The organism is Pantoea sp. Ae19-2, assembly GCF_059801205.1.
Map to the genome: position 1 here is coordinate 1 of NZ_JBCHWE010000006.1, position 11,656 is coordinate 11,656.

The following is an 11,656-nucleotide window of genomic DNA, read 5'->3' on the forward strand; positions in this document are numbered from 1 at the left end:
AGCCTGTAACACCAGCTCGGACAGCCCCTGCGTGCGCCCGTAGTGACGCCAGCACAGTGCGTCCACCGTGTCATACTGCTGCGCACGCACTTTCATCAGATAAGCTCGACAGTAATATGCGGCAGATCCTGCACGCGGCTGATGGCCCAGCGCGCATCGCGCCACAAATCGCCGCTGGCATCCTCCAGCACCTCGCCGCGCTTCACACCGGATGCGGTGGCGTCAAAGTCGCTGTATCGCTCGTTGAGTACCGCGCGCGTCCAGCACCACACGGCGTTTTCATAGTGGTGCAGGCGCACGCTCTTTCCGGCCAGCTGCTCAGCCGGTACGTCACCCAGCCCGTTGTAACCGGTCATTTCCTGACGTTCCCGCCACGGGTACAGCTCGGCGTTCACCTCTGACATGGCGGTCAGCACCACCTGCTTAAGCCGCTCCGGCGTCACGGTGCCGTCAACGCGCATCGCGCTGCGGAACTTAGCCAAATCCAGATCCGGCCAGAATGAATTATTCGGGATAATGACCGGCGCAACCGGTGACTGCTCTGGCGCTGTAAACTGCATCCTTACTACTCCTGAATAGGTGGGCGGTGGACGGGGTTTTGATGCGGCGCTGCCTGTCGCCACCCCGTGCCGCCCCGCGCGTGGGCACGTTCGGTTATCAGCTGTCTTTGCGGAGTTTCCGCTCCAGCTGCTCAATGTCTTTTTTCACCCCGCATTTTTCGTCCAGCTGCAGGGCGTGCTTAAGGTGATTCAGCGCGGATGCCGGGTTGCTTTCGGTCTGCACCCAGCCAATGGACTTGTGCAGGCGCGCACGCGACTGATCCGGCATGTCTTCCCCGTCCACTGCGTCCAGCGTCTGCAGCAGCAGGTCAGCATCAAACGGCGTTCCGGCCAGCATGGCGGCCTTTGCGGCGTCGGCCATTTCCTCAGTAAGCACCGTCGCCGTGTTGCGCTTGCCGACCGGCATCACCCAGCCGTGTTTAAGCGCATGGCGGCCAATGGTCAGCGCTCCGGCATAATCACCGGCATCAATACGCCACAGCATGACGTACATGATCACGTCATCCTGCTGCGCCCCGTCGGCACTCAGCACGCCCTCAACCCAGGCGGCATACTTCGGCAGTACCTCAATTTTTACCTGCGCTTTGGTGACGGTGGACTGAATGCCCTTGAGGCGGCGACGGTCTTCATTCAGCTGCAGCAGCATCAGGTCATAGCCTTTCGCATGGCGACCATTGCCGCCCGTGCGGGCGGCCTCCTGTCCCTGAATGAACCGCGTGTGTGCGCGGAAAGGATTGGTCACGGGTTACGCTCCTGCGCTGCCGGTGCCGGTATTGTTGCCAGCGCCAGATTCAACATTCGCCGCGCCCTGCTCGCTCATTGCCTTGACGACGTTTGCTGCAACAGTGGCAATGCGTTCGATTTCTGCTTCGCTCATTTCTGCTGGCGCGCCGCTGGTTTTGACCTCTTCTTCCTTCTCTTTCTCCTGCTCCAGCACTTCGATGTTTTCGATCAGGCAGGTGCAGTCGTAGTCTTCAACCACATACGCCTCGTTGACCGATTCAAGGTTTTCAACGCGATCCCGTTTCGGGTTGTCGATGAGGGAGCGGCGGCGCGTGTCGTCCTGGACATAAATCGACAGATTATCAAGGCGCGTAATCAGCATCGCATCTGCCGGGAAGAACGGCGCACGCACCGCAGGCAGTCCGCCGATGCGCTTCTGGCTGATAATCAAATCAGCGGCCAGCGCTTCGGTGTTGGGCTGGTCTTTGTTGACGATCGGGAAATATTTGTCGGCCAATAGCTGGCGGCCACAGATCACAACCAGCTCGGTGTCATCCTGATACTGCACGGCGATTTTTTCAGACACCGCGCCCATCACCACGGCATCAAGGTTGTTGAATACGCCGCCTTTACCGATGGTGATTTTATCGGCGACAACTTTGCCGTTGCTGTCGATATGCTGGCCCATCACCTGTGACGGTTTCTCCTGGCGGATTTTCTCAAGCCAGCCGATGTTGACGTCCTGCAGCAGCGGGTTCTGCACGCGGTTAGAGGTTTTATCACGCTTGAGGCCGTTAAAGCCGATCATGATGCGGTCAAGCGCCTGGCGCTTCACAATCATGTCGCGGATGCGCACCTGAAAGTCGGCAAACTTCGCCCACATGTCCAGCTTCGCGTAAGGCAGCGCCGTGTCAAAGTTGGTCTGCGTGCATTTATAGCCTTCGCCGTCGATGTAGGTGGGATCGGTAGGCTCACGCTCTTTCTGCGTGGTATCGGTTGTACCGGCAATCGTGCCGCCGATCCCCAGCCCCAGACGCTCGCCGCTCTGCTCGGCGACCGGCACGATGTTGATGCGCGTCAGAAAGTCAGATGACTCCTGAATTTTTGTTTCCAGCTTCTGCGCCACGGATGGCTCAACGGTAAATTTGCTGTTGAGTGCCGACAGGTTGATTTTGTTGATTTCCGCCAGTACCGACATGTAGGCGTTTAACTTAAAGCGGGTGTTGTTTTTCATCGTTTCGTGTTCTCTGTTCGTTAAGAGGATTGGCCGCGCCTGCTTCAGCAGTCGGTGCGCACGTCCTGGCTGTTGCTGTTGCCGTTGCCGGGCGTGCGCGGGCGGTAGTCCTGGCGCCCGTCTTCACGGCTAAGCTGTTCCTGCAACTGGCTGAAATCCGCCTGTAGCTGCTCACGGGCGGCAACCTCCTGCCCCAGCTCCGCAGCAAACTGCGTTTGCAGGGTTTTGGCCTGTTCGCTCAGGGTGGTTTCGATGCGCTGGCTGAATTCCTGCTGCTCGGTGGCGACCAGCTCGACGGCTCGGTGAACGTCACTGAAACGCGCGTCTTCCGATTTCTGTTTGTTGCTGAAAAGCGCGACAACGCGGCTGTAAAGGGACGGTTTTTCGTCGGCCTCGTCCTCAAACTCGATCACGGTTTCGGTGGCGGCGGTAAAAAGGTTGTCAGGATGCTGCTTGCGGTTTGCCAGCGGGTTAGCGCCCGCACTGGCGCTGAACTGCAGCATTTCGGTGCCGAGGCTGGCCGGATCGTCGGTCACGGCCAGGCCAATCAGATACGCCTCGCCGGTGTCGGCGAACTCCGGGCGAATCTCCATTGAGGTGAAAAGCTTCTGCATGTTGCCGGTCATCGTGACCAGCTCATCCGTCGGGTTAATCACCGCGTACAGGCCCAGCTTGCCTTTCAGCAGGCCGTCGCTGATTTCTTCGGTGTCCAGCGCATCGACCACACCGAAACGGCGAAACGCGCTGTCAGGCGTGTAACCCTTGATGTGCTCCATGTTTATTACGGCGGTGTAGACAGCCGGATCGTAATTGGCCGCCATCTGTTCCAGCCAGCTGCGCTCGATGGTGCGCCCGTCCGTGGTGGCACCTTCCACCCCGATGCGGAAACGCTTTGCTTTCTTTGCCATTGTCCAGGCTCCGGTTAGATAAAAACTCTGTGAGTCCCTATGTTTGCGGCGACAGGGGCACTGAAACAACGCGACGACGTTGTACCGTAATTCACACAATCACGGACGGCAGAAAAGGAAACGGGCGGGCCGTATTTTGGGGCCATGACAACGACAATCGCCCCCGCAGACCTCGATCCCCGCAGACAGGCTTTGCTGCTGTACTTTCAGGGATACCGCATCGCCCGCATTGCTGAAATGCTGGGAGAGAAACCCGCAACCGTTCACAGCTGGAAGAAGCGCGACAGGTGGGGCGACTATGGCCCGCTTGACCAGATGCAGCTCACCACCGCCGCGCGCTACTGCCAGCTGGTCATGAAAGAGGTGAAGGAAGGAAAGGACTACAAAGAAATTGACCTGCTGGCCCGACAGTCAGAGCGTCATGCGCGCATCGGAAAATTTAACAACGGCGGCAATGAGGCGGATTTAAACCCCAATGTCGAAAACCGCAACAGAGGCCCGCGCAAACCGCCTGAAAAAAACGTATTCAGCGACGCGCAGATCGAAAAGCTGCAGGACATCTTCCACAGCACGATGTTTGGCTACCAGCGCCAGTGGTGGGAAGCAGGCAATAAATACGCCGTCCGCAACCTGCTGAAATCGCGCCAGATTGGGGCGACGTTCTTTTTTGCCCGCGAGGCGCTGATTGATGCGCTCACCACCGGACGCAACCAGATTTTTCTGTCGGCCAGTAAGGCGCAGGCGCACGTATTCAAGCAGTACATCGTGGAGTTTGCCCGCGAGGCGGATGTAGACCTGAAAGGCGACCCGATGACGCTGGCTAACGGTGCGTGCCTGTACTTCCTCGGCACCAACGCCCGCACTGCGCAGAGTTATCACGGCAACCTGTACCTGGACGAATATTTCTGGATCCCGAAATTTCAGGAGTTGCAGAAAGTCGCCTCCGGCATGGCGCTGCACAAGAAATGGCGGGAAACCTACTTTTCCACGCCGTCCAGCCTCACGCACAGCGCCTATCCGTTCTGGTCAGGCGCACAGTTTAACAAGGGCCGCGTCAAAGCCGACCGGGTTGATATTGATTTAAACCACGCGTCGCTTGCCGCCGGCCGCCTGTGTGCCGACGGCCAGTTTCGCCAGATTGTCACCGTTGAGGATGCCGTGCGCGGCGGCTGTGACCTGTTCGACCTGGAGCAACTGCGCACGCGCTACAGCCCGGAAGACTATCAAAACCTGCTGATGTGCGTGTTTATGGACGATCTCGCTTCGGTGTTCCAGCTTGCCATGCTGCAGAAATGCATGGTGGACAGCTGGGAAGTGTGGGACGACTTCGAAGCGCTGGCACTGCGCCCGTTCGGCTGGAAAGAGGTCTGGATTGGTTACGACCCGGCGAAGGGTACGCAGAACGGCGACAGTGCGGGCTGTGTGGTCATCGCCCCGCCAGCCGTGCCGGGCGGCAAGTTCCGCATCCTTGAGCGTCACCAGTGGCGTGGGATGGACTTCCGCGCGCAGGCCGACGCCATCAAAACCCTTACGCAGCAGTACAACGTGACCTATATCGGCATCGATTCGACCGGCGTCGGCCTCGGCGTCTATGAGAACGTGAAAGCCTTTTTCCCGCAGGTGAAAGAGTTTGTTTATAACCCGACGGTGAAAAATGCCTTGGTGCTAAAAGCCTACGACACCATCAGCAGCGGGCGCATGGAGTTTGACGCCAGCCACCTCGACATTGCGCAGTCGTTTATGTCCATCCGTAAGGCAACCACGGCCAGCGGCAACCGTCCGACCTATGAAACCAGCCGCAGCGAGGAAGTGAGCCACGGCGATTTAGCCTGGGCGACCATGCACGCGCTGGCAAACGAGCCGCTGCAGGGACAGGCGGCACACACGCAGAACATTGTGGAGATGTATTAATGAGCAGACGCAGGAACCGCACGAGCACGCAACCCGTGCAGCAACCGGAACAGATGACCAGCACAGCCGCCTCGGAGGCGTTTACCTTTGGCGACCCAATCCCGGTACTCGACCGGCGCGAACTGCTGGACTACGTGGAGTGCGTCATCAATGACCGCTGGTATGAGCCACCGGTAAGCGTTGACGGTTTGGCGCGCATGTTCCGCGCCGCCGTGCATCACAGCTCACCTATCAGCGTGAAATGCAACATTCTGGCGAGTACCTTTATCCCGCATCCGCTTTTAAGCCAGCAGGCTTTTACCCGCTTTGCGATGGATTATCTGGTCTTTGCCAACGCTTACCTGGAGAAGCGCACCAGCCGCCTCGGCACCACGCTGAAACTGGAGCCATCGCTTGCCAAATACACGCGACGCGGGCTTGACCTGGACACCTACTGGTATGCGCATTACGGCCTCAACACAGAACCGTATGAATTTACAAAAGGGAGCGTATTTCACCTGATGGAGCCGGACATCAATCAGGAAATCTACGGCGTGCCGGGCTATCTGTCGGCTGTCCCGTCCGCGCTGCTGAATGAGTCGGCTACCCTGTTCCGCCGCAAGTATTATATTAACGGCAGTCATGCGGGCTTTATCATGTACATGACCGACCCGGCGCAGAGCCAGCAGGACGTTGACAACATACGCACTGCAATGAAAAGCGCAAAGGGCCCTGGCAACTTCCGCAATCTGTTTATGTACAGCCCGAACGGGAAGAAAGACGGGATTCAGATTATCCCGCTGTCAGAGGTGGCCGCCAAAGATGAGTTTCTGAATATCAAAAACGTGTCGCGCGATGACATGCTGGCCGTGCATCGCGTGCCGCCGCAGCTGATGGGAATTATGCCAAATAATGTTGGAGGATTCGGTGATATTGAAAAGGCGAGCAAAGTATTTGTTCGAAATGAACTTATTCCATTACAAGAAAAAATCAAAGAAATTAATAACTGGATGGGCACCGAAGTGATAACATTCAAAAACTATTTATTATAAAAAACCAAGAGGGCCTAACGGCCCTCTATTTAACACCAGAACACAAATCTAAAAAAGAACCTTTAAAATAGAACAAACCTGACTTATCATTTAGTTCAGCAAAGACTTTACAGGCCCTCTGGTGACAATCTATTGCACTCTTTTCGTCACGACTAACAATAATAGTCTCTTTATCAACGTTATCCATATCTAAAAATGTTTTGAGTAAAAACTGTATAACGTAGTCCTCCTCAGGAAAAGAATAACCGATAAAAATTAGTAAATCAGCATTCCTGAGCTGACCTGAAGATTTAATAAAAGCATTTTTAAAATATTTATCGCTATAATCTTGATCATTCGAAGGTAATATTATGTTAGGGGCAATTTTTTTATCTATGAGTGAGTCATAATCAATTTTAAAGCCATCACCAGAAGGTATCACCTCAAAACCACCGTTCAATTTATAAAGGCCAACACCACCACGCCTAGGGCATTGTAGTTCCTGATTCATATGAACTGGAAAGCCTCTTAGAATTGATCTTTCAGGAATTGATCGCCGCAGTACCTTATCGATAACTATATCATAGTTTGTGGTAATAACATCAAGGCTGGAGCTTTTAGATAAGTATTTAAAAAAATCGACAATACTTGCTTTGTTTCTCTTAAGCGCACCTTTAGTTGCCACATTTAACTCAGAACCATCCACAAGCAATGCAAATTTATTTTTAATATATAGTTTAATCTGATGTTCGAATAGCTCCATAGTTTGCTTGTCCAGATGTGAAGGAAGCAGACTCGGATAGCGTTTGTAAATATCGATATTGTACTTAAATGTTTTAAAAACACTAGCCTTGTCTCTGAGACTAGCATTTTCATCAGCCCATTTTAAATTTAAATTATCGAACAGAGAAAAAAACCCATAATTTTTAACATTATCTTTAGCTTCCTCCTCTGTTATTGAAAAAACGTCATCACTTAAAGGATATGACTCATCCCAAGCTTTAGAAAAACCTGCCCCTAGAAATAAACACACACGTTTATCATGTAATTTATTTTTTAAATCATCAAAAGATTCGATGGCTAATAAATTCTTTTTTTGGCTTACACCATCGTAATCAAACTCATCAATCATTTTTCTTTCTCATTTTTTGAAAAGCCCAGAAATGACGGCAAAACACCAAATTCACCTCTAAAATACTTTGCAGATATTTTGGCATCTTTCCTTATTGAAAAATTCGCTGTATTTATTATCTTTGATGACTTGGTATCATCTTTAATTATTATATTTAACTCATCCCTTCTGAAACATTCATCAAGAAGAGGTATATTGTGTGTTGATAAAACAAACTGCATATCATCACGAGTACAGTAATATTTTAAAATATCACTAATTAAAGTAGTAGCCAGAGAGTGATGTATCGATGCATCAACTTCATCCACATAAAGTGTGAATATTGAGTCTGAAGCCCAAAGCATGGCTGCCAAAAAAGTTAATATATTAACAGTGCCTTGCGAAAAAAATTGATATCTATCGCTTGGGCTTATAGAAGTATATCCACCATCCAAATTTTTTATTTTATATACGAAATGGTATTTTTTGTCAGAGCCTGTTTGAATAAAATCAACGCCATCGATATGCAACGGAGATTTGGTTATAAATTCACCATAAGTGGTAATAAGTTTTTTTGTACGTTTATCAATAGTTTTCTTGCCATTTTCATCAAGCTGAAGTCTGGCTTCAATTCTTCCCTCAAAAAAATCCAAACCATCATTTAGAAAAGAATCAGGCAGATATGGCAATTGAGATAAAGCCCAATACCTAACCTCATTTAACTCAAATATTTCAAGTGAACGGGAAAATGTAATTACTGCGCCAGTACTTTTCAGAATCGGCTTAATTAGAGCTTCGTGCTTTTTATATTCTGATTTTTTGAAACTAGTTCCGTTTTCATCTCTTATGAAAATACAGGATTCACGAGCACCTTTTTTAACTGGTCGTGAATATAAATATTCACCTTCAATATTACCAGCCAAAACAGACACGCCATACCTGTAAAAATTTTCTCTAGTACTATCGAGAATAATGATCTCATAAGAAGTAGCTTTGAGTCGGCTCTCTTTACTAAAGAGGTAAGGTTTGTGCAACTCATGTAGTTGATCGTTATGAATACCACTTGAAAACTCGTTAATTGCAGTTATTAACTGCGTTTTGCCAGAGCCGTTACCACCTATCAAGGCAGCAAACCTGTTTATTCTCAACCCGTTATCTAGCAAAATTGTATGCTCTAAATGCTCGTCTCCATTCGAAGAAACGAAGCTAAGAGTTTGTTGCTCTCTGAAGCTTTTATAATTGTCTAATGTGAACGCAACAAGCATTTGAAACCCTTAATTTTGTGACCAAACTGCAAAAAATGCACTTTCACCACTTTAAACCAGTACTGGGGTTTTTACAACGTGAACCACAAAATATGGTACTTAAATGGACGATGCTTTGAGGCTGAACTGCTTTTCCAACCTTAAAATCGCTACAACGCTTAACACATGGAATGATTGAATCTTTACGCCCAGCGCGCGCTCGTAGCCCCGCCACGCCTGCCCGCTTTATGTAGTGGTTTTCATGCACCTGCATGACCTATGAAAAAGCCCACCAATATTGGCGGGCCAGAGGGTAAACGATCCTTTTGGGATCATGCGGATTCATGCAGCATAGACATGCACTCTCGCATCAGCGCTCAGAAAAGAGGGAAGGTATCACCGGATTCGATAACATTAGGCTTTGGCGGCGGCCTGCGTGCATACCTGATCAGGTATTCCCAACCGTCCCAAAACTTTGTTGGGTGAGGCAGCGTGAATACAAAAACGCCATCAAACGTCTGCCCCAGCCAGTACCCGCCACCTTGTTCTTTGGCGCGCTGAAAGAAAATGAACTCACCTTCTTTGTAATGCTCAAGAACCTGGCCGTGATAGACAATCCGGTAAAAGCTGTCTTTTCCGCCCATATCCAGCCCTGCCCTTCTATTCAGATACTTCCATCAAACGGGCATATTCGTGACTTCTGACCTTTTTCATAAGCTCATCAGTCAGCTCAGTCACCCATTGGATCGCCAGATTCTTTTCATCTTCACTACAATCACTTGATGCGACTAATTTCATAAATAAATCAATACGCTGTAACTTCAATGATTCAAAGAAATAATCCTGCATAACATTTTCTCCCTACAAACAACTGTACATAAACACAGTATATTAGAGGATTCTTAAAGTGAAATGTTTTTTTACTTTTATCCTTACTTTTTGTGCGCTTCGCTTTCTGCTTTAAGTAAGTTGGCTGCCTTTGCCCTTTCAGCGAGCCTGTTGAAACGGCTCAGTATTTCGTCTTTACGTGAAGTGTCAGCCTTGCTTTTGAATGGTCGCACTAAATCACCGTAACAGGTACTGCGGAACAGTTTTCCCGCAATTTCTGTCTGCGTACCGCCTATCAGTCGCACGGCCAGACCGCGACTGATGGTTTCGCCGCTTAAATCTCTGACCTGACCGATCACGTTGTCGCAAGCTGTCTCGATTTTGTCTGGCCGCCTCAGCACTAAGTGTTTTTTATCTGGTTTTTCACCCTTCAGTCGGGCCAGCAGCCGTCGCCGTTCTTTACGGCTCATCCCTTTAAGGTCAATTTCTTCCACACTTTCCGGCGGGTTTGAATCCTCAGATCTCAAACGCCCCGTACAGTTATTGACAGAACTCCGAGAGGGCGCGGGCGCGCCCTGAAGGTCAAAACCAAAATCAACGGCACGTTTCGGGACAATCTTCCACTGTGCCAGACGGGTTAAAATCGGAGTATCTGCGCCAACCTCAGTTGCGTAGACGCCCTTAATACGCACGGTTTCCTCACCGTATTCATTCAGCTCATCGCCCGATTGATACCATGTGCGCACGGCCAGCTCATCACGCCGCACGAACGGGCCGCCCTGCGCGTTAACGTATGCCGCCCAGTCGCCCACGTCGGCCGCGTCATGCGCAGCGGCAAACTCTACGCTGAGGCCGTGGGCGGTTTCGGTGTCATCCATGCGGCGCAGCTCGCGGTAAACCGTGACCGGCGCACCGCCTACAAACTGAAACTGGCGGATGTGCCAGCGGGCCGCCCAGGCAGAAACGGCGGGGGCGGTTTCCTTAAGCTCTTTACCGCTTTCGTCGTCCAGCTCGCCATCCAGCGCGTAACCGTCGATATTCTTAGAAATATATTTAGCCACGTAACCCGTAGCGCTGCCTTTTTCCGGATCGATGGCCTCGGCATGAAAGCGCGCTTTACGGGCTTTATCCGTGGTCAGCTCGTTGCTGTCCTGCTGGAAGGCATAATCACGGATTGTCTGGCGAACCTGATCCGCATCTTCGGGACGCATGAACATCAGCATGTGCCAGTGTGGCGTTGCGTCGTGATGGGGTTCAGCAACGCGAATGCCAAAGATACGAATGTCATCACGGTGCAGCTTTGCGCGGATACGCTGCCACACGCTGCATAGGTAACGCTGCGTGTCTGCCGGGCTGGCGCCATTCCATTTGCGGTTGCGATGGCCGGTTTTGATTGTGGCGTGATAGCGTGACGGCGCGGTCAGCGTGTAAAACTCGCCGACATAGCCCAGCTCATTACAGATATTTTCAAAGCCGCGAATGCGGGTCATCAGCTCACAGCGACGGATTGCCGGATTAGCCACGCTGCCGTCGTATTTTTCAATCAGGCTGATGCGGTTGCCTTCCTCGTCTTCCAGTTCCATGCCCTTTAAAAACTCACGGGTGCGGCGTTTCTGTTCGCGCCATTCTGAAACCGTCATTCTGCTGGCGTAGGGGGTGTGCTTTTTGCTGACGTTAGCCAGGGCAATCTGCAGGTGTTCCCGCCATGACGAAGCCACGCGGCGCAGTCTCCCCGTCCACCATTTTTCAGTCTGCATACGCAGCACGGCGGGCGTGACCTCTTCGGGATCAAAGAAATGGGACGTCACCTTATCCCACAGTGGCGGCGTCTGATTAAATTCACGGGTGATGGCCGCCGCTGTCATGTAAACGCGGTGCGTGTATTTATAATCTGACTCATCAGCTGCCTGAGCGTGTGCCTGTACCAGCTCGGCCAGAATGAAACTGGCAATATCACCGGCCAGCAAGTCCACATCGGCACGCGACACATCTGCCAGGCGGTTAAAGCGCTTCATCAGCTCCCACAGCTGGCCTCCGGCACGCGCTGCGCCATTCTCTTTCGGGGCGTTCTGTGCCAGCAGGTTAAAAGTACTGGCTTCCATAGCCTTAACCCGGTACTGCTCGTTG

12 protein-coding genes are annotated in these 11,656 nt (G+C 51.5%); 2 read left to right on the forward strand and 10 right to left on the reverse strand.

All coding sequences use genetic code 11. The features are described 5' to 3' along the window. The 5 genes from AAIE03_RS24020 to AAIE03_RS24040 form a co-directional block, all read right to left on the reverse strand. The coding region (locus tag AAIE03_RS24020; RefSeq protein ID WP_498563292.1) for a tail protein X at positions 1-96 on the reverse strand (96 nt) is incomplete at its 3' end. Then, positions 96-560: a head completion/stabilization protein gene (locus AAIE03_RS24025; protein WP_498563286.1), complete on the reverse strand. Its 465-nt coding sequence runs from the start codon at positions 558-560 to the stop codon at positions 96-98. The genes AAIE03_RS24025 and AAIE03_RS24020, both read right to left, overlap by 1 nt. Positions 561-657: 97 nt before the next feature. Then, positions 658-1,302 carry a phage terminase small subunit gene (gene gpM / locus AAIE03_RS24030; protein ID WP_498563287.1) on the reverse strand — a complete coding sequence of 215 codons (645 nt, stop codon included), beginning with the start codon at positions 1,300-1,302 and terminating at the stop codon, positions 658-660. A gap of 3 nt (positions 1,303-1,305) precedes the next feature. Further along, positions 1,306-2,517 carry a phage major capsid protein, P2 family gene (locus AAIE03_RS24035; RefSeq protein ID WP_058706970.1) on the reverse strand — a complete coding sequence of 404 codons (1,212 nt, stop codon included), beginning with the start codon at positions 2,515-2,517 and terminating at the stop codon, positions 1,306-1,308. Positions 2,518-2,561: 44 nt separating this feature from the next. Continuing rightward, positions 2,562-3,425, reverse strand: coding sequence for a GPO family capsid scaffolding protein (locus tag AAIE03_RS24040; RefSeq protein ID WP_498563288.1), 864 nt, complete (start codon positions 3,423-3,425; stop codon positions 2,562-2,564). A gap of 144 nt (positions 3,426-3,569) precedes the next feature. On the opposite strand from AAIE03_RS24040, the gene AAIE03_RS24045 reads away from it, so the two are divergent. Further along, positions 3,570-5,336 (forward strand): terminase ATPase subunit family protein, encoded by a 1,767-nt coding sequence (locus AAIE03_RS24045; protein WP_058706968.1) that lies wholly within the window; start codon positions 3,570-3,572, stop codon positions 5,334-5,336. Further along, positions 5,336-6,367, forward strand: a complete 1,032-nt coding sequence (locus AAIE03_RS24050) for a phage portal protein (protein WP_498563289.1) — start codon at positions 5,336-5,338, stop codon at positions 6,365-6,367. Before AAIE03_RS24045 ends, AAIE03_RS24050 begins: the two co-directional genes overlap by 1 nt. A gap of 25 nt (positions 6,368-6,392) precedes the next feature. Here the strand turns inward: AAIE03_RS24050 and AAIE03_RS24055 are convergent, their stop codons facing one another. From AAIE03_RS24055 to AAIE03_RS24075, 5 genes are all read right to left on the reverse strand, one after another. Then, positions 6,393-7,478: an SIR2 family protein gene (locus AAIE03_RS24055; protein WP_058706966.1), complete on the reverse strand. Its 1,086-nt coding sequence runs from the start codon at positions 7,476-7,478 to the stop codon at positions 6,393-6,395. After that, complete coding sequence (locus AAIE03_RS24060) at positions 7,475-8,722, reverse strand: AAA family ATPase (protein ID WP_058707432.1); 1,248 nt, start codon at positions 8,720-8,722, stop codon at positions 7,475-7,477. Before AAIE03_RS24060 ends, AAIE03_RS24055 begins: the two co-directional genes overlap by 4 nt. A gap of 356 nt (positions 8,723-9,078) precedes the next feature. Next, positions 9,079-9,345, reverse strand: a complete 267-nt coding sequence (locus AAIE03_RS24065; RefSeq protein ID WP_058707109.1) for a hypothetical protein — start codon at positions 9,343-9,345, stop codon at positions 9,079-9,081. Positions 9,346-9,361: 16 nt separating this feature from the next. After that, positions 9,362-9,550 carry a hypothetical protein gene (locus AAIE03_RS24070; protein ID WP_498563290.1) on the reverse strand — a complete coding sequence of 63 codons (189 nt, stop codon included), beginning with the start codon at positions 9,548-9,550 and terminating at the stop codon, positions 9,362-9,364. Between the two features lie 83 nt (positions 9,551-9,633). Further along, a partial coding sequence (locus tag AAIE03_RS24075; RefSeq protein ID WP_498563291.1) for a replication endonuclease occupies positions 9,634-11,656 on the reverse strand: 2,023 nt, incomplete at its 5' end.

Excerpts from the sequence above, each read along its gene's own strand:
- AAIE03_RS24025 (WP_498563286.1), bottom strand. The coding sequence starts at position 560 with ATGCAGTTTACAGCGCCAGAGCAGTCACCGGTTGCGCCGGTCATTATC.
- AAIE03_RS24035 (WP_058706970.1), bottom strand. The coding sequence starts at position 2,517 with ATGAAAAACAACACCCGCTTTAAGTTAAACGCCTACATGTCGGTACTG.
- AAIE03_RS24040 (WP_498563288.1), bottom strand. The coding sequence starts at position 3,425 with ATGGCAAAGAAAGCAAAGCGTTTCCGCATCGGGGTGGAAGGTGCCACC.
- AAIE03_RS24045 (WP_058706968.1), top strand. The coding sequence starts at position 3,570 with ATGACAACGACAATCGCCCCCGCAGACCTCGATCCCCGCAGACAGGCT.
- AAIE03_RS24050 (WP_498563289.1), top strand. The coding sequence starts at position 5,336 with ATGAGCAGACGCAGGAACCGCACGAGCACGCAACCCGTGCAGCAACCG.
- AAIE03_RS24055 (WP_058706966.1), bottom strand. The coding sequence starts at position 7,478 with ATGATTGATGAGTTTGATTACGATGGTGTAAGCCAAAAAAAGAATTTA.
- AAIE03_RS24060 (WP_058707432.1), bottom strand. The coding sequence starts at position 8,722 with ATGCTTGTTGCGTTCACATTAGACAATTATAAAAGCTTCAGAGAGCAA.
- AAIE03_RS24065 (WP_058707109.1), bottom strand. The coding sequence starts at position 9,345 with ATGGGCGGAAAAGACAGCTTTTACCGGATTGTCTATCACGGCCAGGTT.
- AAIE03_RS24070 (WP_498563290.1), bottom strand. The coding sequence starts at position 9,550 with ATGCAGGATTATTTCTTTGAATCATTGAAGTTACAGCGTATTGATTTA.